The sequence below is a fragment of the Sulfuritalea hydrogenivorans sk43H genome (assembly GCF_000828635.1).
GTDB lineage: Bacteria > Pseudomonadota > Gammaproteobacteria > Burkholderiales > Rhodocyclaceae > Sulfuritalea > Sulfuritalea hydrogenivorans.
In genome coordinates this window covers 3,183,807-3,208,214 of the sequence record NZ_AP012547.1, presented here as the reverse complement: position 1 = coordinate 3,208,214, position 24,408 = coordinate 3,183,807, and the positions used below count along the sequence as shown (strand labels likewise).

The 24,408-nt window shown below is 63.0% G+C and carries 18 protein-coding genes; 11 read left to right on the top strand and 7 right to left on the bottom strand.

Annotation, left to right across the window (positions count from 1 at the left end; genetic code table 11):
- Positions 1-25 precede the first annotated feature (25 nt).
- The 3 genes from ftsZ to SUTH_RS15260 all read left to right on the top strand — a co-directional run bounded on the left by ftsZ (position 26) and on the right by SUTH_RS15260 (position 2,433).
- On the top strand, positions 26-1,219 hold the full coding sequence (gene ftsZ / locus SUTH_RS15270; protein WP_041100452.1) for a cell division protein FtsZ: 1,194 nt from the start codon (positions 26-28) through the stop codon (positions 1,217-1,219).
- Between the two features lie 102 nt (positions 1,220-1,321).
- A complete protein-coding gene (gene lpxC / locus SUTH_RS15265) occupies positions 1,322-2,236 on the top strand; it encodes a UDP-3-O-acyl-N-acetylglucosamine deacetylase (RefSeq protein ID WP_041100451.1) in 915 nt (304 codons plus the stop codon).
- A gap of 14 nt (positions 2,237-2,250) precedes the next feature.
- The gene (locus SUTH_RS15260; RefSeq protein WP_041100450.1) at positions 2,251-2,433 is read left to right on the top strand and encodes a hypothetical protein; all 183 of its coding nucleotides are present in this window, start codon (positions 2,251-2,253) and stop codon (positions 2,431-2,433) included.
- On the opposite strand, the gene SUTH_RS15255 is transcribed toward SUTH_RS15260, so the two are convergent.
- Positions 2,423-2,860 (bottom strand): DciA family protein, encoded by a 438-nt coding sequence (locus SUTH_RS15255; RefSeq protein ID WP_041100448.1) that lies wholly within the window; start codon positions 2,858-2,860, stop codon positions 2,423-2,425. The two genes, SUTH_RS15260 and SUTH_RS15255, sit on opposite strands and share 11 nt — an antisense overlap.
- 28 nt (positions 2,861-2,888) lie before the next feature.
- Here SUTH_RS15255 and SUTH_RS15250 point away from each other — a divergent pair, with 28 nt between their 5' ends.
- The 4 genes from SUTH_RS15250 (at position 2,889) to SUTH_RS15235 (ending at position 9,737) form a co-directional block, all read left to right on the top strand.
- Positions 2,889-3,836 (top strand): M23 family metallopeptidase, encoded by a 948-nt coding sequence (locus SUTH_RS15250; protein ID WP_041100446.1) that lies wholly within the window; start codon positions 2,889-2,891, stop codon positions 3,834-3,836.
- An 86-nt stretch (positions 3,837-3,922) separates the two neighbouring features.
- Positions 3,923-6,646, top strand: coding sequence for a preprotein translocase subunit SecA (secA, locus tag SUTH_RS15245; RefSeq protein ID WP_041100444.1), 2,724 nt, complete (start codon positions 3,923-3,925; stop codon positions 6,644-6,646).
- 95 nt (positions 6,647-6,741) lie between these two features.
- Positions 6,742-7,761, top strand: a complete 1,020-nt coding sequence (gene mtnA, locus SUTH_RS15240) for an S-methyl-5-thioribose-1-phosphate isomerase (protein WP_041100442.1) — start codon at positions 6,742-6,744, stop codon at positions 7,759-7,761.
- A complete protein-coding gene (locus tag SUTH_RS15235) occupies positions 7,758-9,737 on the top strand; it encodes a bifunctional aldolase/short-chain dehydrogenase (protein ID WP_041100439.1) in 1,980 nt (659 codons plus the stop codon). The genes mtnA and SUTH_RS15235 overlap by 4 nt, the downstream gene beginning before the upstream one ends.
- A 66-nt stretch (positions 9,738-9,803) precedes the next feature.
- Here the strand turns inward: SUTH_RS15235 and SUTH_RS18665 are convergent, their stop codons facing one another.
- The 4 genes from SUTH_RS18665 to SUTH_RS15215 all read right to left on the bottom strand — a co-directional run bounded on the left by SUTH_RS18665 (position 9,804) and on the right by SUTH_RS15215 (position 14,275).
- A complete protein-coding gene (locus tag SUTH_RS18665; RefSeq protein ID WP_052473695.1) occupies positions 9,804-10,439 on the bottom strand; it encodes a sensor histidine kinase in 636 nt (211 codons plus the stop codon).
- Entirely contained in the window at positions 10,436-12,055 is a 1,620-nt protein-coding gene (locus SUTH_RS15225; protein WP_041100437.1) for a response regulator, read from the bottom strand. Before SUTH_RS15225 ends, SUTH_RS18665 begins: the two co-directional genes overlap by 4 nt.
- A 15-nt stretch (positions 12,056-12,070) precedes the next feature.
- Positions 12,071-13,069 (bottom strand): class 1 fructose-bisphosphatase, encoded by a 999-nt coding sequence (locus tag SUTH_RS15220; protein WP_041100435.1) that lies wholly within the window; start codon positions 13,067-13,069, stop codon positions 12,071-12,073.
- 114 nt (positions 13,070-13,183) lie between these two features.
- On the bottom strand, positions 13,184-14,275 hold the full coding sequence (locus SUTH_RS15215) for an HD domain-containing phosphohydrolase (RefSeq protein WP_041100434.1): 1,092 nt from the start codon (positions 14,273-14,275) through the stop codon (positions 13,184-13,186).
- Positions 14,276-14,530: 255 nt separating this feature from the next.
- Between SUTH_RS15215 and SUTH_RS19145 the strand changes: the two genes are divergently transcribed.
- Complete coding sequence (locus SUTH_RS19145; RefSeq protein WP_171817382.1) at positions 14,531-18,148, top strand: PAS domain S-box protein; 3,618 nt, start codon at positions 14,531-14,533, stop codon at positions 18,146-18,148.
- 4 nt (positions 18,149-18,152) lie between these two features.
- On the opposite strand, the gene SUTH_RS15205 is transcribed toward SUTH_RS19145, so the two are convergent.
- Positions 18,153-18,653: a DUF3617 domain-containing protein gene (locus SUTH_RS15205; RefSeq protein ID WP_041100432.1), complete on the bottom strand. Its 501-nt coding sequence runs from the start codon at positions 18,651-18,653 to the stop codon at positions 18,153-18,155.
- A gap of 125 nt (positions 18,654-18,778) precedes the next feature.
- Here SUTH_RS15205 and SUTH_RS15200 point away from each other — a divergent pair, with 125 nt between their 5' ends.
- From SUTH_RS15200 to SUTH_RS15190, 3 genes are read left to right on the top strand one after another with little or no spacing between them, the layout of a single operon-like run.
- Positions 18,779-20,557, top strand: coding sequence for a 3'-5' exonuclease (locus tag SUTH_RS15200; RefSeq protein WP_041100430.1), 1,779 nt, complete (start codon positions 18,779-18,781; stop codon positions 20,555-20,557).
- Positions 20,558-20,567: 10 nt separating this feature from the next.
- Positions 20,568-21,521 (top strand): putative phage abortive infection protein, encoded by a 954-nt coding sequence (locus tag SUTH_RS15195; RefSeq protein ID WP_084207442.1) that lies wholly within the window; start codon positions 20,568-20,570, stop codon positions 21,519-21,521.
- Positions 21,518-22,561 (top strand): Fic family protein, encoded by a 1,044-nt coding sequence (locus SUTH_RS15190; RefSeq protein ID WP_041100425.1) that lies wholly within the window; start codon positions 21,518-21,520, stop codon positions 22,559-22,561. Before SUTH_RS15195 ends, SUTH_RS15190 begins: the two co-directional genes overlap by 4 nt.
- Positions 22,562-22,602: 41 nt before the next feature.
- On the opposite strand, the gene SUTH_RS15185 is transcribed toward SUTH_RS15190, so the two are convergent.
- Positions 22,603-24,393 (bottom strand): glutamine--tRNA ligase/YqeY domain fusion protein, encoded by a 1,791-nt coding sequence (locus SUTH_RS15185; protein ID WP_041100424.1) that lies wholly within the window; start codon positions 24,391-24,393, stop codon positions 22,603-22,605.
- Positions 24,394-24,408 lie beyond the last annotated feature (15 nt).

Below are 24,408 nucleotides of genomic sequence, written 5' to 3'. Positions count from 1 at the left end.
CAGTGGGTCTTTTCAGGAGGCGAGAATGTTTGAACTTGAGGAAGTAGGAACACCGGAACCGGACGCGGGTTCGACAATCATCAAGGTGGTCGGCGTCGGAGGCGCGGGCGGCAACGCGGTGGAACACATGATCCGCGAAGGTGTCGGCGGCGTCGAATTCATTTGCTGCAATACCGATGCGCAGGCGCTGAAGAAAAGCACCGCCCACGTGAAATTGCAACTCGGCCCGGGTCTGGGTGCGGGCGGCAAGCCGGAAAAGGCCCGGGATCTGGCGATCCTCGACCGCGAACGGATTGCCGAGGCGTTGACCGGCGCGCACATGGTGTTCATTACCGCCGGCATGGGTGGCGGCACCGGAACGGGCGCCGGCCCGATCGTTGCCGAGGTGGCGCGCGAACTGGGCATCCTGACCGTGGCCGTGGTCACCAAACCCTTCGAGTACGAGGGCAAGCGCAAGCGCCTCGCCGAAGAAGGGGTGGCCGAGCTGGCCCGCCATGTCGACTCGCTGATCATCATCCTCAACGAGAAACTCGAAGAAGTGCTCGGCGACGAAGTGAGCATGCTGGAAGCCTTCCAGGCCGCCGACAACGTGCTGCGCAACGCGGTCGGCGGCATTGCCGAAATCATCAATGTACCTGGCCTGGTCAACGTCGACTTCGAAGACGTGCGCACCGTGATGGGCGAGATGGGCAAGGCGATGATGGGTTCCGCCGTCGCCGCCGGTGTCGATCGCGCCCGCGTCGCCGCCGAAGAGGCCGTGGCCAGCCCGCTGCTGGAAGGCATCGAGCTTTCCGGCGCACGCGGCGTACTGGTGAACATCACCGCCAGCACCACGCTCGGCCTCAAGGAGTACAAGGAGGTGATGAACACCATCCGCCAATACACGGCGCCCGAGGCGACCGTGATCTGCGGCGCGGTGTTCGACGAGACCATGGAAGACCAGTTGCGGGTCACCGTGGTCGCCACCGGTCTCGGCGGCGTGGTGGTGCGCGAGGCGGTCAAGCCGCGGATGAGCGTGGTCGAGACCGTCGGCCTGCGCACCGGCACCGACAACCTGCCTGTATACGATGCAGGAATCGGCCAGGCGCAGATCGATCTTTCGAGCGTTACCAGCAGTGCGCGCGGCAGTGCGCCGCGCAATGCGCAGGCGGATGCCATGGCGGCTTCCGGCGTGGACAAGTACGACATCCCCGCCTTCCTGCGTCGCCAGTCCGACTGAAATGTCGGTTCCGCAACCGGTCCCGCGGGCGCCTCCTCCCGCCGGACCGGGCTTGCGTGATAAACTTGTTGCCCCGCATCATTCCATTTACATCGCAGCCCGATGCTTCGTCAACGCACCCTGAAATCAGTCATCAAGGCCACCGGCGTGGGTCTCCACTCCGGCGTCAAGGTGTCGCTCGTCCTGCGTCCGGCGCAGCCGAACACGGGGGTGGTCTTTCACCGGGTCGACCTGACGCCGCCGGTCGACCTCAAGGCAGACCCCTTCGGTGTGGGCGATACCCGGCTGGCGTCGTGCCTGGAAAAGGACGGGGTCAAGGTCGCCACCGTCGAGCACCTGATGTCGGCCCTGGCCGGACTCGGTATCGACAATATCCATATAGATGTCGATGCGGCCGAACTGCCGATCATGGACGGCTCGGCGGCGCCGTTTGTCTTCCTGCTGCAGTCGGCCGGGATCGAAGAACAGAAGGCCGCCAAGAAATTCCTCCGGGTCAGGAAGACCGTCGAGGTCAAGGATGGCGACAAATGGGCGCGGCTGTCGCCCTTCGATGGCTTCAGCCTGGAATTTTCCATTGTTTTCAATCATCCGGCAGTAAATCGCTCCGCCTCGCGCGCCCGCATTGACTTTGCCGATCAGTCGTATTTGCGCGAAGTGGCCCGGGCCCGCACCTTCGGCTTCATGCAGGACGTCGAAAACCTGCGTGACCAGGGGCTGGCCCTCGGCGGCAGCCTGGAAAACGCCATCGTGATGGACGAGTACCGGGTGCTCAACAGCGACGGCCTGCGTTACGCCGACGAGTTCGTCAAACACAAGATTCTCGATGCCATCGGCGATCTTTACCTCGCCGGCCATCCCCTGCTGGGGGCGTTTTCCGCCCACAAGTCCGGCCACGCGCTGAACAATCTGCTGCTGCGCGAGCTGCTTGCGGATGCCTCCGCCTGGGAACTGGTCAGTTTCCAGCATGCCGAAGAGGCGCCGGAAGGCATCGCCCGGCTGTATCCCCAACTGGTTTAGAAGCAGGTTCGGCCATGCTGCTGCTACGGATCGTCGGCATCCTCACGGCGATCACCATTGGCAGCGGCCTTGTCGCCTGGTTGTTTACGCGTGACCGGCGCTATCTGGCCCTGTCGGTCCGGGTCGCCAAGGTCGCGCTGATTTTCGTGCTGCTGGTCCTGGTTCTGATGGCCGCCGAACGCCTGATCATTCTTTGACGCTGCGCAGCAGGCGCTCCAATGCCCCTTTGAGAGGGGACTCGCTCGGCAGTTGGTGAGCCAGCTCAGTAAGTCCTTGCTTCTGTTTTAACCCAGGCAGAGCGGGCCTTTCGTGGGGAAACTGCGCCGGGGCAGGGTTCCGGGCTTGCACTCGGACCTCGATTTGGGTAACCTTTGCGTCCTTGTTCGATAAATCGCTGGCGAGACGTGGTCCGAACTGACGGATTTTCGCGGCGACCGCGCCGTTGGCGGCGTGGATAAATAGTTTCCCCAGACGGAAGTTGGCTACCCGGGCATGAGGCCTCAGCGCCGCCGGCAGCGCAGCTTCCAGAAGACGCTGGAATTGGAGCAGACGTTGGGCGTGGGCCGCAAGCCGCGCCATGCTGTCACCGGAGGCAAGATGTTCCTGGAGACTGCGCGCTGTCATCGCAAACGAACCTGAAGGGAGGGAAGGGATGCATATTATTCTCGTCTCCGACCGGCTGGCAACCGCCAGAAGCATTACGCTGACCTGGCGCCATACGGCACTATTCGTGGCCGCCCTGTTTGGCTCGGTCCTTGTGTTGTCCTCGCTGTTTTCCTATGTCACCGTCCGTCACGCGGCGGAGATCCGGCTGCCCTTCCTGCAGGATCTGGTTCGGGCAGTGAATGCCGAAGAGACCCAGCGTTCCAAGGATTTCGTCCGGGAAAACCTCAATGCCATGGCGGTCAAGCTGGGTGAGATGCAGGCACAACTGATGCGTCTGGACACCATGGGCGAGCGACTGGCCGGCATGGCGGGGGTCAAGCCCCAGGACCTCAAGGCCTTCGAAGTGAAGTCAGGAGGCCGTGGCGGCCCGCTGATGCTGCCCGCGGCAATGTCTCCCACGGAACTGCAGCGCGCGGTCGATGCCCTGGCGAACCAGGTCGAGGCAAAATCCGACGCGATTTCCATGATCGAATCGCAGCTGCTGGAGGACCGCATCAAGAAAAGCCTGCTGCCGACAAGCTTGCCGGTCGAAGCGCAATGGAACGCCTCAACCTACGGCTGGCGCGTCGATCCTTTCACCGGCGAGCGGGCGATGCATGAAGGCGTGGATTTTGTTGCAACCACCGGTACCGGCATCCATGCCGCCGCGGCCGGTGTGGTGATCAATGCAGAACGGCATCCGCAATACGGAAACATGGTCGAAATCGACCACGGCAAGGACTTGACCACGCGCTACGCCCACGCGTCGAAAATTCTGGTCAAGGCCGGGCAGATGGTCAAGCGCGGCCAGAAGGTCGCCGAAGTCGGTTCCACCGGGCGTTCCACCGGGCCGCACCTGCATTTTGAAGTGCGCATTCGTGGCCTGGCGCAAAACCCCGATCGCTTCCTGCGCATGGCGCAGGCGACCAAGGGACCCGCCGTCCACCGGCACTGATCCCAGAGCATTGCGGGAGGCGAGTCCTCCCCGCATGCTAAAATCGCCGCTTTGCTTTTCCCGGTCGATTCGCGGCCGCGTTCCCCATGATCTCCGGCTTTTTGAAAAAGATTTTTGGCAGCCGCAATGATCGGCTGATCAAGCAGTATTCCCAGACGGTAGCCCGCATCAATGCGCTCGAACCGGCCATTTCGCAGCTATCCGATGACGCGCTGAAGGCGAAGACCGAAGAGTTTCGCGGTCGCCATGCCCAGGGCGAGTCGCTCGATGACCTGCTGCCGGAAGCTTTCGCCGTGGTCCGGGAGGCCGGTCGCCGGGTGCTCGGCATGCGCCATTTCGACATGCAATTGATCGGCGGCATGGTGTTGCATTACGGCAAGATCGCCGAAATGCGTACCGGCGAAGGCAAGACGCTGACCGCCACGCTCGCCGTCTATCTGAATGCGATTCCCGGCAAGGGCGTGCACCTGATCACGGTCAACGACTACCTGGCCAGTCGCGATGCGGACTGGATGGGACGCATCTACCGCTTCCTCGGTCTGAGCGTCGGCGTCAATCTGTCGCAGATGCCGCATGACGAGAAGCAGGCCGCCTATGCCGCCGACATTACCTACGGTACCAACAACGAATTCGGCTTCGACTACCTGCGCGACAACATGGTCTATGCCGCCACCGAGCGCGTGCAGCGAGGGCTCAGTTACGCCATCGTCGACGAAGTGGACTCGATCCTGATCGACGAGGCGCGCACGCCCCTGATCATCTCGGGCCAGGCCGAAGACCAGACCGAAATGTATCTGCGCATGAATGCCGTGCCGCCCCTGCTCACGCGTGGCGAGGCGGCGAAGGGCGAGGGCGAGGTCGATACCGGGGATTTCACGGTGGATCTCAAGTCGCATCAGGTGCTGCTCACCGAAGCCGGCCACGAAAAGGCCGAGGAGATCCTGACCCGCCTCGGCATGCTGCCCGAGGGCAGCAGCCTTTACGAGCCGGCCAATATCCAGCTGATTCACCACTTGTACGCTGCCCTGCGCGCGCACAACCTGTTCTTCCGCGACCAGCAGTACGTGGTGCAGAACGGCGAAGTGGTGATCGTCGATGAATTCACCGGGCGGCTGATGTCCGGCCGGCGCTGGTCGGATGGCCTGCATCAGGCGGTCGAAGCCAAGGAAGGCGTGGCAATCCAGGCCGAGAACCAGACGCTCGCCTCGATCACCTTCCAGAACTATTTCCGCATGTACGGCAAGCTCGCCGGCATGACCGGCACGGCGGATACCGAAGCCTACGAATTCCACCAGATCTACGGCCTCGAAACCGTGGTGATCCCGACCAACCGGCCGATGATCCGCAAGGACGAGAACGACCAGATCTACCGCACCGCGCCGGAAAAACATGCCGCGATCATCGCCGACATCCGCGCCTGTCACGAGCGCGGCCAGCCGGTGCTGGTCGGCACCACCTCGATCGAGAATTCCGAGCTGCTCTCCGACCTGCTCAACAAGGAAAAGCTGTCGCATCAGGTGCTCAACGCCAAGCAGCATGCACGCGAGGCCGAAATCGTGGCGGAAGCCGGCCGCCCCGGCATGATCACCATCGCCACCAACATGGCCGGTCGCGGCACCGACATCGTGCTCGGCGGCAACATCGAGAAACCGACCAGTGCCATCCGTGACGACGAGTCGCTGAGCCCTGAAGAGAAGACAAGCCGCACCGCCGCGCTCAAGGCTGACTGGCAGAAGGTGCACGACCAGGTGCTGGCTGCCGGCGGCCTGCACATCATTGGTTCCGAGCGCCACGAGTCGCGCCGCATCGACAACCAGTTGCGCGGCCGTTCCGGTCGCCAGGGCGATCCGGGTTCCTCGCGTTTCTATCTGGCGCTGGACGATCCGCTGCTCAAGATATTCGCCGGCGAGCGGCTCAACGCCATCATGGTGCGCCTCAAGATGCCCGAGGGCGAAGCCATCGAGCATCCGCTGGTCAGTCGTTCGCTCGAATCCGCGCAGCGCAAGGTCGAACAGCGCAACTTCGACATCCGCAAGCAGCTACTCGAATACGATGACGTGTCCAATGACCAGCGCAAGGTGATCTACCAGCAGCGCAACGAGTTGCTCGACAGCGAGGACATTTCCGAGACCATCACGGCCATGCGCCAGGGGCAGATCCACGATACCTTCCGCCTCTACATCCCGGCCGAAAGCGTCGAGGAACAATGGGACATCGGCGGCCTGGAAACCGCGCTGGCCGCGGAACTGCATCTCAAGCTGCCGGTCGGCGAATGGATCAAGGCCGAGCCGCAGCTGGGCGATGACGAGATTTTGAAGCGCCTGCTCGATGCCGGCGATGCCGCCTACGCGGAGAAGACCGGCAACGTCGATGCCGCCGCCTGGGCAGGCTTCGAACGCAACGTCATGCTGCAAAGCCTCGACACGCATTGGCGCGAGCATCTTTCGGCGCTGGATCACCTGCGACAGGGCATCCATCTGCGCGGCTACGCGCAGAAGAATCCGAAACAGGAATACAAGCGCGAGGCCTTCGAACTCTTCGAGAGCCTGTTGCAGACCGTGCGCAGCGAAGTCTCCAAACTGCTGCTGACGGTCGAAGTGCGCAGCGAGGAGCAGATCGAGGAAGCGGAAGCGCCGCCGCAGCTGGAGAACGTGCAGTACCACCACGCCGACTACGACGAAGCGCTCGGCGCTGCCGCGGAAAAGCCGGCGCAGCCGGTCGAGCGGCACACGCCCAAGGTCGGCCGCAACGATCCCTGCCCCTGCGGCAGCGGCAAAAAATACAAGCACTGCCACGGCAAATTGAATTGAGCGCCTCGCCGCCGGGCCGCCCCAAGGCGGGGCAGCCTGAACCCGGAGCCGGCGTGTCCGGCGAACCCAAGTCACCCCCGCCCTTGGGGTGGGGGATGGGGGGTGGGCAAAAGGATTATCCAACGCTGATCGAAGACGCGGGTGGTCGCAATGAGTCCGTTCTCATCCTCGACCAGACCCGTTTGCCGAGCGAAGCGGTGATGCTGCGCCTGGTTTCGCTGGAAGACGCGGCCCATGCCATTCGCGTCATGCAGGTACGCGGTGCGCCGCTGATCGGCGCCACCGCCGCCTACGGTGTGGCGCTGGGACTGGCGGACGATGCCGGCGATACCCGCCTCAACCATGTGATCGACACCCTGGCCGCGACACGGCCCACGGCCGTGAATCTGCATTGGGCGCTGGCGCGGATGCGTCGCGTGCTGCAAGAGTCGGCGCTGGCGGCACGGCGTGATGCGGCCTGGAATGAGGCGCGCGCCATTGCCACGGAAGACAAGGCCGCCAATGCCGCGATCGGGCAACACGGGCTGTCGTTGTTGCAGGCAAGACAACAGGGCAGTCGCCCCATCAACGTCATGACCCATTGCAACGCGGGCCGCCTGGCCACGGTCGACAACGGCACGGCGATTTCACCGGTCTATGCCGCGCATGCCGCCGGCTTGCCGGTGCATGTCTGGGTTTCCGAAACGCGGCCGCGCAACCAGGGCCTGCTCACCGCCTGGGAACTGCGCGAAGCCGGCGTGCCGCATACCCTGATCGCCGACAATGCCGCCGGGCTGCTGATGATGCAGGGCAAGGTCGACCTGGTGATCGTCGGCGCCGACCGCATTGCCGCCAACGGCGACACCGCGAACAAGGTCGGCACCTATCTCAAGGCGCTCGCGGCGAAGGCGCATGGCGTGCCGTTTTACGTTGCCGCGCCCTTGTCGACCATCGATTTCGCCTGCTCCTCGGGTGACCGGATACCGATCGAGGAGCGTGCCGCGGAAGAACTCGGCGCCGGCGACACGCCGGTCGCCAACCCGGCCTTCGACGTGACGCCGGCGGCCCTGATCGACGGCATCATTTCCGAGCGCGGCATCGTCCGGCCCGGCACCCTGGAGCAGTGGAACGCATGAATAATCTATTCAAGGACAGCGAACTGGCCGCCTGCGCCGACGACCTGAGTCGACGCGTCTACACCTCCCGCCTGCTCGGTCGCGACAAGACGCTGGTACTGCATGGTGGCGGCAACACCTCGGTGAAGGCGGTCGGAAAGAACGTCTTCGGTGAAGACGAAGATATCCTCTACGTCAAGGGCAGCGGCTGGGATCTGGAAAAGATCGAAGAGGGCGGTTTCGCACCGGTACACCTGGGCCACCTCAAGCGTCTCGCCGGCCTGCCAAGCCTGTCCGACCCGGACATGGTCAATGAACTGGTGACCCACATGACGCGGGCCTCGGCCCCGGTGCCATCGGTCGAGGCCATTCTCCATGCCCTCCTGCCCTGGAAGTACGTCGACCACACCCACGCCGATGCGGTGGTCACCATCACCAACTCGGTAGATGGCGAAGCGCGCATTCGCGAGATCTACGGCGATGCGGTGGTGGTGGTTCCCTACGTCATGCCCGGCTTCGACCTGGCGCGCTTGTGCGCGGAACAATTCTCGAAACAGGCCGGACCGCAAACCATCGGCATGGTGCTGCTGAACCACGGCATTTTTTCCTTCGGCGAAACCGCGCGGGAATCCTACGAACGCATGATCGACCTGGTGGGGCGAGCCGAGGATTACCTCAAGCGCAACAAAGCCTGGGACATCGCACCGGCAAGCAATCTGCCGGTCGGCGCGGATGCCGGATCGGCGATTGCCATGGCCAGCCTGCGCAAGGACATTTCGGCCGTCGCCGGCTTCCCCGTGGTGCTGGCGCGGCATGCCGACGCGCAGGCCATGGCCTTTGTCCGCCGCGACGATCTGGCGACCATTGCCCGGCAGGGGCCGGCGACGCCGGACCATGTGATCCGCACCAAGCGCCTGCCCATGCTTGGTCGCGACGTGCAGGCCTATGCCGACGCCTACCGCGCCTACTTCGCCGCCCATGAACCTTTGGCCAGGGAGCGCAAGACGATGCTCGACGCCGCGCCGCGGGTGGTGCTCGATGCGGAACTTGGTTTGTGCGCCGTCGGCCGGTCGGCGAAGGATGCCGCCATCGTCGCCGAAATCTATGCGCACACGATGGAGATCATCGCCCGCGCCACGGCGCTCGGCGGCTATCGGGCACTGCCGGCCCAGGATATTTTCGACGTCGAGTACTGGGATCTGGAACAGGCCAAGCTCAAGAAAGGCGGCAAGCCGGCGGCCTTCGCCGGCGAAGTGGCTCTGGTGACGGGTGCTGCCTCCGGTATCGGCAAGGCTTGTGTCGATGCCCTGCTGGCACGCGGCGCGGCGGTGGTCGGCCTCGACCTGAATCCGGCGATTTGCGCCTTGTACCAGCGGCCGGATTTCCTCGGCATCGCCTGCGACGTCACCATTGAAGACTCGCTGAAAGACGCTCTGGCGCGCACTGTCGATGCCTTCGGCGGACTCGACATGCTGGTGCTGAACGCCGGCATCTTTCCCGGCGGCTGTCGCATCGACGCATTGAAGACGGACGAATGGCGCAAGGTCATGCAGGTCAATCTGGATGCCGGCTTCGTGCTGATGCGCGAGGCGCATCCCTTCCTGAAACTCGCGCCGCGCGGCGGGCGCGTGGTCATCATCGGCTCGAAGAACGTTCCGGCCCCGGGCCCTGGCGCGGCGGCCTATTCGGCCTCGAAGGCGGCGCTGAACCAGCTCGCGCGCGTGGCGGCACTCGAGTGGGGCGGCGACAACATCCGCATCAATTCGCTGCATCCGAACGCGGTGTTCGACACCGGACTGTGGACAGACGAGGTGCTGGTGTCGCGCGCAAAGCACTACGGCCTCAGCGTCGAAGCCTACAAGACGAACAACATCCTCGGGACGGAAGTCACCAGCCGCGATGTGGCAGAACTGGCGGCGGAGATGTGCGGTGCGCTGTTCGCCAAGACCACCGGCGCGCAAGTGCCGGTCGATGGCGGCAACGATCGGGTGATCTGAAAGTCGGCGCTGGCGATACGGCGATTGTCGGGCGCCCGGCGTCGCCGGCGATCGACGGCAAGCTGCTCAGGGCAACACCAGGGAAAACACCGCGCCGCCATCGTTGGCGAGTTCGATGCGGCCATGCCGGCCGTCGGGCGTGGCATGACGCTCCGCTATCAGGCGGGCAAAGACCAGGCCGATGCCGCTGCTGCCGCTGTCCATCGAGCGCGCTTCGCCATCCAGCACTTCTCTTGGAAATCCCGGACCGTCGTCGCTGACGGTGAAGCGCAGGCCGCCCCCGCTTTGTGCCGCCACCGCAAAGCGGATGTGCTGCTTGCCGTAGCGCAAGGCGTTGCGCAAGGCTTCCTGCAGGACCATCTTGACCTGATAGGCATCGAAGGCCCAGGCGCCGAGTGCGGTTGCCGCATCGAGGTTCGCTTCGATCCGATGCGTGCTGCCGGGAGGCAGGATGACTTCCCCGGTGACTTCCTGGCAGAAGTCGATCAGGTCGTGATCCTCGATCGCAAGGCGCAGGCTGTTTTCTGCGGCCCGGTAGAGCGCCAGCAACTCGACGAGTTGCGCGCCGATTCGGGCAGCGACCGCGCGGGCTTCGTCGAGCGCAGGCGAAGGCGCCGTGCGGCGGGCTTCTTCCAGCCAGGTGTTGAGCAGGTTGAGCCCGTTCTTGGCGTCGTGGATGCAGCCGGCAATCAGCGGGTTCATGTTTCCAGCGCCAGCGTCGGCGCCCCTTCGGGTGCGAACTTGCGGTAGAGCTCGACCGCTTCGCCCAGGCGCGGGTGCTCGTGGTTGGCGCGGTCGGCCTGGACGATGTAACGGTGTGCCTTGTCGACCAGCTCCGCCGAAGCGCCATGGCGCTGGATCTGCATCATTGCCGCAATCGACGCATTGATGGCCACCTGCGCGTTGTTGGGCAGGCGGTCGGCGGCTTCGTCCAGCATGGCACTGGCCTTTTCAAGCTCCCCCGACTTGGCCAGGGCCACGGCGTCGTTGTTGAGCGCAACCATGGCTGTCTTGGTGGCTTCGAGGAACAACTCGCCTTCCTTTTCAAGGCCGGCGGCGCGAAAGACCCCTTGCGCCCGTTCCAGCACCGCTTCGTTTTCCTGGTGGTCTTCGGCCACATTCTTCAGTATTCGCCTGGCCTGCTCCTGGTCGCCGGAGGCGAAGCAGGCGTTGGCGAGTTCGAGCGAGGCCGCCACCTCCATGCCGGGCTCCACCGCTGCCAGGGCCCGCTCAAGGGCCGCCTTCGCTGCCGTGGCGTCGCCTGCCTTGGCGTGCACAATGCTTTCCACCGCCGCCTGGTGTACAGCCAGTTCGGGTGTGCGCTGGAAGTGCTGGCCCATGTCCTTGACCGCGGCAAGCGCTTCCTTGACCTTGCCCTGTTCCACGCGGCTCTTTGCCAGGCCGGCGTAGTCGTCATGGCTCTTGAAAAATCCCGTGCGATCCTTTTCCACGGCGCGCTGGAAGGCCTCTTCGGCGCGGGTGAAATCCTTGTTGTCCAGGGCCAGGGCGCCGAGCTGGCGCTGACGCTGGGTCGAGGGCGCGACCTTCAACGCCTGTTCCACCAGTTGCTGAGCCGCGGTCCGGTCTTCCTTTTCCAGCAGGCGTGCCAGGGAGTCGTAGGCGGCGAGGTAGTTCGGGTAGGCTTCAAGCGCTTTCCCCAGATGTTCCCTGGCCGCCGCTTCATGGCCTTTGGCGGCCAGTGCCCGCGCCTGGCCGATCGAGGCCCACGGCGTCGCGCGCTGATCGAGGACACCCTGATAGAGGGCCAGTGCTTCTTCATTGCGTTGCATCGCCAGCAGCAGGTCGCCCTTGAGGCGCATCACATCCAGCGCATAGCGAGATTGCTGTGCGAGCAGGGCATCGCATTCGGCCAGTGCCTTCTGCTTGTCGCCGCGCTCGCCGAGATGGAGATAGATGGGCCGCAGCGCCTGCTTCTTGTCGATGATGCGTTCCAGCCGGGTGTACAGGGTTTGCGAGGTAAAGGGTTTGATCAGGTAGTCGTCCGGCGCGTACTCGGCGGCGGTGGACACCTGCTCATAGGCGGTTTCGCCGGTGATCATCAGAAAGGCCGTGGTCAGCGGCAGCGTCTTGCGTCGCCGCACGAGTTCGAGCAACTGCTGGCCGTCGGCGCCCTGGCCGAGGTTGTAGTCGCAGATGATCAGGTCATAGCGATTGACGGCAATCCGTGCCAGCGCCTCCTTGATGTTGCGCGCCGTGTCGCAGTTTTCCACCCCGCAGTCCGCGAGCTGGATGCGCACGGACGAGCGCATCTCGGGAATGTCGTCGATCAGCAGGCCGCGAAACTTGGAGAGGTCCATTCCCGAGCCGGCCCGTCACTGGCCGTGATAGCTGGTGATCCGCTCGACTTCCCGCTTTGAACCGAGGATCACGGGGACGCGCTGATGCAGTTTCTCCGGCTGGATGTCGAGGATGCGTCGCCTGCCGTCGGTGGCCGCGCCTCCCGCCTGTTCGACAATCATGGCCATCGGATTGGCCTCGTACATCAGGCGCAACTTGCCTCCCTGCGCCCGCGTCTTGCTGTCGATGGGGTACATGAAGATTCCGCCGCGGCTGAGGATGCGGTGCACGTCGGCCACCATCGAAGCCACCCAGCGCATGTTGAAGTCCTGCCCGCGCGGCCCATCCTTGCCGGCCAGCAGTTCGTCGACATAGCGCTTGACGGGTTCCTCCCAGTAGCGCGAGTTGGATGCGTTGATGGCGAATTCGCGTGTCTCTTCGGGGATTTTCACGTCACCCTGGGTCAGCACAAACCTGCCGAACTCGCGGTCGAGCGTGAATACATTGACGCCGTCGCCCAGCGTCAGCACCAGCAGCGTGGTCGGTCCATACACGGCATAGCCGGCGCAGACCTGGCGCGTGCCGGGCTGGAGGAAGGCCTGCTCGTTCGGGTCCATGCCTTCGGGGCAGCGCAGCACGGAGAAGATGGTGCCGACCGAGACATTCACGTCGATGTTCGACGAGCCGTCGAGCGGATCGAACAGCAGCAGGTATTCGCCTTTCGGGTAGCGGTTGGGAATGGCGTGGGGCAGTTCCATTTCCTCGGAGGCCATGCCGGCCAGATGGCCGCCCCATTCGTTGGCGTCGAGCAGGATTTCATTGGAAATCACGTCGAGCTTCTTCTGCACTTCGCCCTGCACGTTGTCGCTGCCGGCGCTGCCCAGCACGCCGGCCAGGCTACCCTTGCCGATGGCGATCGAGATCGCCTTGCAGGCACGGGAGACGACTTCGATCAGCAGGCGCAGATCGGGGGATATGACATTCTTGTCGCGTTGTTCTTCGATAAGAAAGCGGGAGAGGGTGACGGAGCGCATGGTCGCGTGCGGAATAGTGAAAGGGAATGAGTCGATTATACCGATCCACCCTGCCGCATCGCCGCCAGACGGGCCGGGCTTCGCCCGCCCGGGAATCCCCTTCGGGGGCAGGCGTCAAGCCTCGACCATGCCGCGTATCACCTGGTTGAAATGTTCTATCCACTCGGCGGAGAACTGATTGTCGCTGGCGTTGATCTCGGCAATTGCGCGCAACAGCGAACGGCCCTCGCCGCGATGGCTGTGTTTCAGCGTCACCGACTCGAAGGCGTCGACGATGGCGAGGATCTTGGCGCCGGGAACGATCTGGTCCTCCTTGAGCCCTTGCGGATAGCCTCTGCCGTCGGCCATCTCATGATGCTGGGCAATCATCGCGGCCGCCTCATGCCAGCCCACCATGCGCTCGGCGATACCGGCGGCAAAGGACGGATGTTCATGCATCACCCGCCGCTCGGCATCCGTCAGCGCGCCGACCTTGAGCCAGATCGACTCCGGCAGGAACATCATCCCGATATCATGGAGGTAGACCGCCGCCTCCAGTTGTGCCGGGTCCACCGGTCTGCCGGCGCGGTCGTTTGTCTCAAGCGCCAATCTCAGCAGGCGGCCGCTGCGCCCCTTGAACAGCGGAGAGTAGGTTTCCAGCTGCAGTGCCAGACGCTGGAAGAACTTCAGGTCGCCGGCGTTGCCTTGTCCCCGTGCCGCGGCTTTGGGTGTCAGTTTTGCCGCCGCATTCGCCGGACGAAAGCCGGTGACGGCCTCGATCAGGGCAATCGAGGCATTGTCCAGCCCGTCGTTCTCGCGGGTGCTCAGCAGATCGAGGCCATCGATCAGCGGCTGGAGGCGCAGGGAATCCAGCGAGCGCCCTGCCAGGAGCGCTTCGACAGCCAGCTCCAGTCGATCAAGCGCCAGCAGGATCGCCTCCGCCAGCAGCGGCGAGAATGCCAGCTTTCCCTCGCGCAGCCTCACCAGCAGGCTCTCGATGGGATGGGTGATCCTGACCCCAAGCTCGAAGCGGCAGATCGACGCATCGCCCTTGATGGTATGCAGGGCGCGGAACAGCGTGGCGACGGACTCGCGGTCGCCGGCATCGCGCCGCAGATTGGCCACTTGCCGCTCCAGCGTCGTTACCTGGTCACTCAGGGCGTCGCGGAATTCGATCAGCAGATCACGGTCGGCGATCTGGTTGTAGCGGGGATTGGACATGCTCATGAATCTTCTCCGGAAGCGATTGGCCAAAACAAAATTGCGTTGAAGCATACGGCGACATCATGTTCCCGCGGGAAGCAGGGACGGCATCTTCGCGATTTCGGTGTCACGCGCAGCGGCCATGCCTGAAAATAAGGCAGACTCGCGCCAATGGCAAGCGGCGGCATCAATTGCCCGCCGGGTTGTGGCATGGCGGACACATGGCGATGGCTACCTTTGCTGCTATTCTTTGCATCATGTCCAGCATGGGTTGATCGGGTGAACGCACTTTCCCTGGAATCGATAATTACCGTCGAGGTAGTGACTTGCAGCGCCGAAGCGGCGCTGGGAGAGATATTGCGCACGATGGAGCGCAATCGGATCAGTTGCGTCGTGGTCGTGGATGACGAGCGGCGGCCCTGCGGAATCTTCACCGAGCGCGATGCCGTGGCCCTGCTTGCCGAAGGAACGGTTTCTCCGGGAAGCACCATCGGCGAGGTGATGAGCCGCCCCGTTGCGACCCAGCCGCTTTCGGTCGATTATCGCGATGCGCACCAGTACATGGTGGAGCTTGGGGTGCGCCATCTGGTGGGGGTGGATGCAGAAGGCCGCGTGGCGGGAGTGCTGTCCGAAGCGGATTTTCTCGAACACCTGGGTGACGAATACCTCGTTGAACTGAAGACCGTCAGCACGGCAATGAAGCCGGGCGTCACCGCGCTGGACGGTGGCGCACCGCTGGTCGACGCCTTGCGCCTGATGCGCAAGCGCCAGTCCGACCATGTAGTGGTTACCGCGGCGGATCTTCCGGTGGGCATCCTGACCGATCGCGATGTGGTGCGCATCGCCGGCCGCGGCGAACATCTGCAGACGCCCCTGGCCGGCCTGATGACGCCGGGTGTGCATTTCATCGCGTCCGATCTGCCGTTGCCGCAGGCGGTACAGCGCATGGCCGACCTCGGGGTACGCCGTCTGCTGGTAATGGACGAGGGGCAAATGCTCGGCGTGCTGACGCGCCATGACATCGTGCGCACGATGCAGGGCCGCCATGTCGAATTTCTGCGCAATACCATCGCCCGTCTGCGTCATGAACTGGTCAAGCCGGGCGGGCGCTACAGCGAGTTCGCTCGGCACATGATTCTCGGCGGCGTGCTCGACCGCATCGGCGACGGTGTTGTGCTGGCCGACGGCGAGAGCGGCGCTTATGTCGAAGCCAATGACCGTGCCGGCGAGTTGCTCGGCTATTCGCGCAACGAGATTCTCGGTCGGCACGTATGGGAGATATCCACCAGCTTCGCCGATGCGACTGCATGGCGCGCCTGGAGCATCGGCCTGACCGAGCAGGTGCGGGTGGTCAATAGCGAGTTCCGTTGCCGCAATGGCAGCCTGCTGCCGGTTGAAGTTCGCGTGTATCGGGTGAGTGACGGTGACCGTTTGCTGCAAGTGGCGATCTTCCGCGACGCGACGGCCGCGCGCAGGATCGAAACCGCCTTGCGTGAGGGCGAACGCTACTACCGTCACGTGATCGACAGCGCCGTCGATGGCTATTTCGCCATGGATTCCCGGCGCTGCTTCATCGAGGTCAATGACACGCTGTGCAATCTGTTCGGTTATCCGCGCGAAGAATGGATGGGAAAGACCCCGTTTGATTTCATCACCGAAGAGAGCCGCGCCGAACTGATGGCACAGATCAAGCGCATCGACACCACCGATCACCGCCGCTTTCAACTACTGGCCCGGCGCAAGGACGGCACGAGCTTTCCCATCCTGCTCAACAACACCACGCATCGCAACGAGAAGGGCGAGGCGATCGGCTCTTTCGGCTTCATCACCGACCTCACGCCGATTGTCGAGGCGCAGCGCGCCGTGGCCGAATCCGAGCGCGACCTGCGCGGCATCCTCGACGAGTTGCAGGACACCTACTACCGGACCGACATCAACGGAATCGTTACACGCGTCTCGCGTTCGGTGAAGCAGCTGCTCGGCTACGAAGTCGATGAGTTTGTCGGACTTCGGCTGGCGGATTCATATTGCTCGCCCGAAGAGCGCGAAGAGTTTCTCGCCCGCATGCGGGCCAATGGCGGCCACATAGTCGGCGGCGAGTCGCGCTTGCGGCACAAGGACGGACATGAAGTCTGGGTGCGCACCACGGCCCATTTCATGAAGGATGCCGCCGGCAACATCATCGGCGTCGAGGGCACCACCCGCGACAACACCAAGGAGCGACAGGTTGAGGAAGAGCTGCGACTGGCGGCCAAGGTGTTCGAGAGCAGCGGCGAAGCGATCATGATCACCGATGCCGGGGGGTGCATGATCTCGGTCAACAGCGCGTTTTCGCGGGTGACCGGGTATGCCCCAACCGAAGTGATCGGGCGCAACGCCAGCCTGCTGGCGTCGGGCAGGCACAGTCGCGAGTTCTTCAGCGACATGTGGCACGGCATGCTTGATAGCGGCTACTGGAAAGGCGAGATCTGGAACCGGCGTCGAAATGGCGAGGTGTTTCCCGAGTGGCTGGGAATTTCGTCGGTGCGCGATGCGGGTGGCAAGATTACGCATTTTGTCGGCATATTTTCCGACATCAGCGAGCGCAAGGCGGCCGAGGCGAAGATCGCCTTTCTCGCCCATCACGATCCGCTGACCGGCTTGCCCAACCGCCTGCTGCTCAAGGATCGCATGGAGCAGGCCATTGCCCACGGCGAACGCACCGGACGCAAGGTGGCACTGTTGTTTGTCGATCTCGATCGCTTCAAGGCGGTGAATGATTCCTTCGGCCATCCAGTGGGCGATGTCCTGCTGCGCGACGCAGCGCAGCGCCTGCTGGCCTGCGTGCGCGATTCCGACACCATCAGTCGCCACGGCGGCGACGAATTCCTGGTGGTGCTGACAGATCTGCAAAGCTCCGAGGTGCCGGCACAGATTTCCGGAAAGATCATGGCGGCGCTGGGCGAACCGTTTCACATCGACCCTCACGAGGCGACGATTTCCGCCTCCGTCGGCATTGCGGTGTATCCGGAAGACGGTGCCGACTTCGACGAGCTGCTGAAGAAGGCCGACACGGCCATGTACCACGCCAAGGAAGCCGGCCGCAATGCCTTCCGCTTCTATACCGAACGCATGAATGCCGATGCGCAGGAACGGCTGGACCTGCATGGTCGCCTGCGCCGCGGCCTGGAGCGCGAAGAGTTCATTCTTTACTACCAGCCGCTGGTCGATCTGAAGAGCGGCCTCGTTGTCGGTGCCGAAGCGCTGGTGCGCTGGCAGAGTCCGGAGCAGGGCCTGGTGGCACCGGGACACTTCATTCCCGCAGCGGAACACAGCGGCCTGATTGTGCCACTCGGCGAATGGGTGTTGCAGGAAGCTTGCCGCGAGCTGGTGTGCTGGCACGCGCAAGGCGGCCGGCAGTTCTCGATGGCGGTAAATATCTCCTCCATCCAGTTTCGCCGCGGCGATGTCGAAGAGACGGTGCGGCGGGCGCTGGCGGCCTCGGGCGCGACACCCGCCGCGCTGGAACTGGAGCTTACCGAGTCGATCCTGATCGACGGCGCCGAACAGGTACTGGCGACCATCAAACGGCTGCAGGCGCTGGGTGTGCGGCTGGCGATCGATGATTTCGGCACCGGCTATTCCAGCCTTGCCTACCTCAAGCGCTTCGCCGTTGACAAGCTGAAGATCGACCAGTCCTTCGTCCGCGACATCGTGACCGACCGGGACGACGCGGCGATCGTGCGCGCCGTGATCCAGATGGCCGGGAGCCTGGAACTGAAAGTGGTGGCGGAGGGCGTCGAGACCGAGGCCGTGGCCGCCGCGCTGCGCGCGATGAACTGCGACCTGGTGCAGGGCTACCATTTCGGCCGGCCGATGCCGGCGGCCGAGTTCCGCCGCCTGATCGGCGTGGCTTAGCCGCTTATTTGCAGGCCGCTGCCAGCCACTTGCCCGAGTAGTTCTGCTTCATGGTCATCGGGCCGCGCTTGCCGCCTTCCATGGTGAAGGTGGACTCGCCCTTGTAGGCCTCCTCGCCCTGGTAGGTCATCGAGCCGGTGCCGGTCATCTTCTGTTCGCCGGTGCAGACGATCTTCCAGGTCACGGTGTTGCCCGATACCTTCACGTCCTTCTGCTCGCATTTATGCTTGCGGTCTTCATCGGTTTGCGGCGGCTGGCGTTTTTCGGCCTGCTCCTTGGTGACGCAGTGCTTCACCGCCATTGTCATGCCGCCGCCGGGACCGCCAGGCATCTTGACGCCCATCGCTTCCATCTGCTTGCGCTGGGCTTCCGGCATGGCCGGCATGGCCGGCATGCCGCCGCCGCTCATCTGGGTGGTGATTTCCCACAGGCCGGGTTTCATGGCATGGGCGGTGGCGGCCAGGCTGGTGGCGGCAACAATGACGAGAGAGGCGAGTTTGCGCATGGGGAACTCCTTCAGTGAGTGGACAGGCGAAGCGCAATTCTGCGCTTTCCGGCGATGTGCGCCAAGCGTTTCATGCCAAGGGCAAGTGGCGGGGTAGAATTATTGCCTGTCTTGAGAGGCGAGGCATGGCGACTCTGATTCCCGGCATTGGCGGTTGCACCTTCGACACCGGCGGCGAGCGGCGCTTCGCTGAGCGCCTCGAAGCCAAGCTGGAAGACGACTATCTGTGCTGGTACAACATACCGGTCGGCCTGTCCTACGGTCATCCCGATTTCATCGTCCTGCACCCGCGGCGTGGCTTGCTGATTCTCGAAGTGAAGGATTGGAAGCGTGACACGGTCCTTGGAATCGACAAGCTTCGGGCAACGCTGAATCTCGACAGCGGGCCAAAGGAAGTACAGAACCCGCTGGAACAGGCGAGACGTTATGCGGAGGATCTGGCGGCCACGTTGAGCAAGGATCCGCAACTCGTTATCGGTTCCGGGCGTGAAGCGGGACGGCTGTTGTTTCCGTGGAGCTATGGCGTGGTGTTCAGCCGCATTACCCGCAAGCAGTTCGACGACGGAGGATTGGATGCGGTGATTCCTCCCGATCGGGTCATCTGTCAGGACGAAATGACGGAGGGCGTCGAAGCCGAGGAATTCCAGCGCCGCCTGTGGAACATGTTTCCGCTGCAATTCAAGGGGCGGCTCAGCCTGCCTGAGATCGACCGCGTGCGCTGGCATATCCATCCCGATGTGCGCATCGCGCCGCGTCAGGCCAGCCTGTTCGGCGAGGGCGTCGCGCCGATCGATCTGATGCTTGTGATGGACGTGCATCAGGAGCAACTGGCGCGCAGTCTGGGCGACGGCCACCGCGTCATTCACGGCGTCGCCGGTTCAGGCAAGACCCTGATCCTAGGCTATCGCGCGGAGTATCTGGCACGCGGCGCTGGCAAGCCGATCCTGGTGCTCTGCTACAACCAGTCGCTGGCTCGTCGTCTCGCGCGCACCATGGCCGACAAGGGGCTCGACGGGAAGGTGCATACCCATCACTTTCACCAATGGTGCCGCGCCCAGCTCGTCGCCTACAACGCCGGGCTGCCGGAAAAGTCCGATGAAAATCAAGGGATGTTTTTTGACGCCATGGTGGACCGCGTCATACGCAGCGTCGAGCGCGGTCTGATTCCCACTACGCAATATTCGGCGATCCTGATCGATGAGGGGCATGACTTCAAGCCGGAATGGTTCAAGCTGGTGACGCAGATGGTCGACCCAGCCACCAACAGCCTGTTGGTGCTCTACGACGATGCGCAGTCCATCTATGGCGACGCCAAGCGAAGGAGGTTCAGTTTCAAGAGCGCCGGCATCCAGGCCGTGGGTCGCACTACCATCCTCAAGCTGAATTACCGCAATACCGACGAAATCCTTCGTTTCGCCCGCGATGTCGCCCACGGCATTCTCAAGCCGATGGATTCCGACGAAGATGGCGTACCGCTGATCAATCCGCAATCCGCTGGCCGCGCCGGCCCGCCACCGATGGTGGTCAAGCTGCCAACGCTGCGCGCCGAAGCCGAATTCATCGCCGAACGCCTGAAGGAAGCCCACCGTGCCGGCACGCCCTGGCGCGACATGGCGGTGATCTACCGCCACTACAACCCGGTGGGCCGGACAATATTGGCAACACTGCGCGGCTTCGGCGTACCGGTGATCTACTTCAAGGAAGCCAGCTTTGCGCCGGACGAGGATGCGGTGCTCGCAGTCACCATGCATTCGTGCAAGGGTCTGGAATTTCCGTTGGTGGTGATTCCCGGCGCCGACTGCATCCAGCGCGCGGTTGAGCTACCGCCGGAAGAAGCCAAACTACTCTATGTGGCGATGACGCGGGCGACGCGGGAGTTGGTGGTAAGCGGGGTGGCAACGTGAGGATCGGATCATGAAAATAGAAAAGGAAGAATCCAAGTCGGATCGTGAACCGCGATTAGCGTGGTTGGGATTCGGTTTGCTTGCACTTGTTGCGATCTGGTTGTTCTACGGGCTGGCAGCCTATTTTCTATTGCCGCTCGTGCTGGCCTATAGCAATTCGGATTCCCAGAAGATCGGACAGTTCGGTGACGTGTTCGGAGCGTTGAACGCTCTCTTCTCAGCGTTTGCATTTGCCGTATTGATTTTTACGATGTTCCTGCAAAGAAGGGAACTGGCGCTGCAACGTGAAGAACTGGAGCACACGCGAAGCGAAATTCGCGGGCAGAAGGAACAACTACAAGCGCAGAATCTTACGATGCAGCGACAGGTTTTTGAAGGTAGTTTTTTCGCTTTGCTTGGGGCGTATCAGGACATCGTGAGAATGCTAGATGTTCGCAAGCTGGATGGGACACTCATTCGTCAGGGGCGTGATTGCTTTGAGTACTTTTTTTCCCGTTCGTTACGAAGGGATTACTCAGTCATTAAAGAGAAAGGGTTGTCGGGTATTGAGGCCTCGCGCGCAGAACGAGTCCTGAAAATTTTAGATCCCGCTAGTTTCCGAGAATTGATTCAAGCGCGCGGCGGTGTGGATCAGAGCGTTATCCAGGCCTATGTGAGTTTTTTTCTTCAGCATCAGTCCGACGTCGGCCACTACTTCCGGACCGTTTATCACATCTATCGCTTTATCGACGAGAGCGCCCTTTCGAAGGAAGAGAGGCGGCGATTTGCAAGAATCGTTCGGGCGCAGTTGTCGACTTATGAACTCTTATTGTTCTTCTACAACGGGCTGAGTCCTTACGGGTACGAAAAATTCTGGCCGTTAGCCAACAAATACGAAATTTTCCAGAATCTGGACGTTGATCTCCTATTTGATTCGTCTCACTTGCGGTATTACGACGGTGCTCTTGGGCGGGAGGTCGAATGAGTACCTTGCAGCGTTTTTTAGCGTCACCGCCCATTCATCCTGCCGCCGCATGGTATCTCGCCGATCTTGGCGAATTCCGCGGCAAGCAGGAGCTTTACACGCGCCAGTCGCCGCAGCGGCTCAAGGTGTTGCGCGAGCATGCGCTGATCGAGAGCGCGGTGTCGTCGAACCGTATCGAGGGCGTGGCGCTGGAAGCGTCGCGCGTGCGAGATGTGCTGGTGGCGCCCAAGCCATTGTTCCGTGACCGGGATGAGGAGGAGATCCGCGGCTACCGCGATGCGCTGGACTGGATATACCGCGAGTCGGCGGGCATTGCCGTGAGCGAGGAAAATATTCGCCGGCTCCACGCCATGGCGCGTGGCCAGATATGGGATGCTGGCCAGTTCAAGGAAAAGGACGGCGACATCATCGAGCGTTATGCCGATGGTAGCGAGCGGGTGCGCTTTCGGCCTGTTGCGGCGGCGCGCACGGGTGAGGCCATGAGCGAGTTGGTGGCTGACTGGCGGTGTTGTCTGGACGAGGGCTGGGTCCATCCGCTGATCGCACTGGCGGCTTTCAATCTCGATTTTCTCTGCATCCATCCGTTCCGCGATGGCAATGGCCGAGTCTCGCGCCTGCTGTGGCTGCTTCAGTGCCAGCAGCTCGGCTTTGATGTGGGGCGCTACATCAGCCTGGAGCGGTTGGTGGAGGAAAACAAGGCGCGCTACTACGAGACGCTGGAACAAAGTTCGCACGGCTGGCACGAGTGCAAACACGATCCCTGGCCGTACATCAATTTCGTGCTCTACATCCTCAAGACTGCTTACAAGGAGTTCGCCGAGCGGGTCGGCGAAGTCAGCGCGCCGCGTGGTTCCAAGCGTGAGCTGGTGCTGGCCGCGTTGGCGCGCCTTGCCGGGGAGTTCAGTTTCGGTGAGTTGGAACAGGCTTGCCCCGGCGTGAGCCGGGACATGATTCGCCTGGTATTGCGCGAACGCCAAGCTGAAGGAACGCTTGTATGCGAGGGGCGCGGCCCCGCGGCGCGTTGGCGGAAGAAGGGGTAATTACCTCTTGGTGGGGGTAATAGTGAGGGTAGTAACCGCGCCTACTTGCCCTTGGACCACGAATCCTTCAGCGTCACCGCGCGATTGAATACCGGCGTGCCGGGCCTGGAGTCGAAGCGGTCGGCGACGAAATAGCCGTGGCGTTCGAACTGGAAGCGCTCCTCGGCGGCGGCGCTTTTCAGCGCTGCTTCGAGTTGCGCGGTGATCACGAGTTTTGAATCAGGGTTGAGGTCGGCAATGAAATCGCGCCCGCCCTCGCCGGGCGCTTCGACGGCGAACAGGCGGTCGTACAGGCGCACCTCGGCGGCATACGCGTGCCGCGCCGAGACCCAGTGGATGTTGCCCTTGACCTTGTAATTGTCGGAACCCGGTGTGCCGGACTTGGAGTCGGCCATGTACTCGCAGCGCACCGCCGTGATCTTGCCATCGGCATCCTTGTCGCAGCCGGTGCACTTGACGACGAAGCCATAGCGCAGGCGCACCATGTTGCCGGGAAACAACCGGAAGTAACCCTTGCCGGGCACTTCCATGAAGTCCTCGCGCTCGATCCAGAGTTCCTTCGAAAACGGGACGGGGCGCTTGCCCCATTCGGGCTTTTGCGGGTGGTTGGGCGCGAGGCATTCTTCCTCCTGCCCCTCGGGGTAGTTGTCGATGACCAGCTTGACCGGATCGAGCACGGCGATGCGGCGCGGTGCGGTTTCGTTCAGGTGCTCGCGCTGGCATTCTTCGAGCACGCTGATGTCGATCCACGAATCGGACTTGGTGACCCCGTTCATTTCGTTGAAGCGGCGGAAGGCTTCGGGCGTGAAGCCCCGACGGCGCGCACCGACCAGGGTCGGCAGGCGCGGGTCATCCCAGCCATCGACGTGCCTCTCGTCGACCAGCTGGATCAGCTTGCGCTTGGAGAGCACGACGTAGGAAAGGTTGAGCCGGGCGAATTCGATCTGCTGCGGTAGCGGCGTATTGACGCAGCCCAGCTCGGCCAGTCGTGCCAGCAGCCAGTCGTAGAAGGGGCGCTGGTCCTCGAACTCCAGGGTGCAGATCGAATGGGTGATGTTTTCCAGTGCATCCTCGATCGGATGGGCGTAGGTGTACATCGGGTAGATGCACCAGGCATCGCCGGTGGCGTGGTGCGTGGCGTGGCGGATGCGGTAGATCGCCGGGTCGCGCAGGTTGATGTTGCCAGAACTCATGTCCACCTTGGCGCGCAGGATGTGCGCGCCGTCGGCGAATTCGCCGGCCTTCATGCGGCGGAACAGATCGAGGTTCTCCGAGGGCGTGCGGTCGCGGTAGGGCGAGTTCTTCCCCGCCTCGGTCAGCGTGCCGCGGCTGGCGCGCATTTCCTCCGCCGTCTGCGAATCGACGTAGGCATGGCCGGCTTCGATCAGCTTCTCGGCGAAGTCGTACATCCACTGGAAGTAGTCGGAGGCGAAATATTGATTTCCCTTCCAGTCGAAGCCCAGCCAGTGCACGGCGTCGATGATGGAATCGACATACTCCTGTTCTTCCTTCTCCGGATTGGTGTCGTCGAAGCGCAAGTGACAAGCGCCCGCGTAGTCCAGCGCCAGGCCGAAATTCAGGCAGATCGACTTGGCGTGGCCGAAGTGCAGGTAGCCGTTGGGCTCCGGCGGGAAGCGGGTGCGGATTTTCGCCGTGTCGCCAGCGCCGACTTTCTGTTGCGCGGCGGGGCCTGGCCGGCCACTCCAATGGCGCGCGGCGTACTTGCCGTTCTTGAGGTCGGCGTCGATGATGTGGCGAATGAAGTTATGTACCCGTGCGCTTGCGTCGGGTACGGTATCCACGCGGATGGAGGGTTTGTCGTTGTCGGCCATGATCGGCGGTTTGCA

Excerpts from the sequence above, each read along its gene's own strand:
- SUTH_RS15225 (WP_041100437.1), bottom strand. The coding sequence starts at position 12,055 with ATGGACCTCTCCAAGTTTCGCGGCCTGCTGATCGACGACATTCCCGAG.
- SUTH_RS15205 (WP_041100432.1), bottom strand. The coding sequence starts at position 18,653 with ATGCGCAAACTCGCCTCTCTCGTCATTGTTGCCGCCACCAGCCTGGCC.
- SUTH_RS15260 (WP_041100450.1), top strand. The coding sequence starts at position 2,251 with ATGCTGCTGCTACGGATCGTCGGCATCCTCACGGCGATCACCATTGGC.
- lpxC (WP_041100451.1), top strand. The coding sequence starts at position 1,322 with ATGCTTCGTCAACGCACCCTGAAATCAGTCATCAAGGCCACCGGCGTG.
- SUTH_RS15220 (WP_041100435.1), bottom strand. The coding sequence starts at position 13,069 with ATGCGCTCCGTCACCCTCTCCCGCTTTCTTATCGAAGAACAACGCGAC.
- mtnA (WP_041100442.1), top strand. The coding sequence starts at position 6,742 with ATGGGGGGTGGGCAAAAGGATTATCCAACGCTGATCGAAGACGCGGGT.
- ftsZ (WP_041100452.1), top strand. The coding sequence starts at position 26 with ATGTTTGAACTTGAGGAAGTAGGAACACCGGAACCGGACGCGGGTTCG.
- secA (WP_041100444.1), top strand. The coding sequence starts at position 3,923 with ATGATCTCCGGCTTTTTGAAAAAGATTTTTGGCAGCCGCAATGATCGG.
- SUTH_RS15255 (WP_041100448.1), bottom strand. The coding sequence starts at position 2,860 with ATGACAGCGCGCAGTCTCCAGGAACATCTTGCCTCCGGTGACAGCATG.
- SUTH_RS15235 (WP_041100439.1), top strand. The coding sequence starts at position 7,758 with ATGAATAATCTATTCAAGGACAGCGAACTGGCCGCCTGCGCCGACGAC.
- SUTH_RS15195 (WP_084207442.1), top strand. The coding sequence starts at position 20,568 with ATGAAAATAGAAAAGGAAGAATCCAAGTCGGATCGTGAACCGCGATTA.
- SUTH_RS15200 (WP_041100430.1), top strand. The coding sequence starts at position 18,779 with ATGGCGACTCTGATTCCCGGCATTGGCGGTTGCACCTTCGACACCGGC.
- SUTH_RS15185 (WP_041100424.1), bottom strand. The coding sequence starts at position 24,393 with ATGGCCGACAACGACAAACCCTCCATCCGCGTGGATACCGTACCCGAC.
- SUTH_RS18665 (WP_052473695.1), bottom strand. The coding sequence starts at position 10,439 with ATGAACCCGCTGATTGCCGGCTGCATCCACGACGCCAAGAACGGGCTC.
- SUTH_RS15190 (WP_041100425.1), top strand. The coding sequence starts at position 21,518 with ATGAGTACCTTGCAGCGTTTTTTAGCGTCACCGCCCATTCATCCTGCC.
- SUTH_RS15215 (WP_041100434.1), bottom strand. The coding sequence starts at position 14,275 with ATGAGCATGTCCAATCCCCGCTACAACCAGATCGCCGACCGTGATCTG.
- SUTH_RS15250 (WP_041100446.1), top strand. The coding sequence starts at position 2,889 with ATGCATATTATTCTCGTCTCCGACCGGCTGGCAACCGCCAGAAGCATT.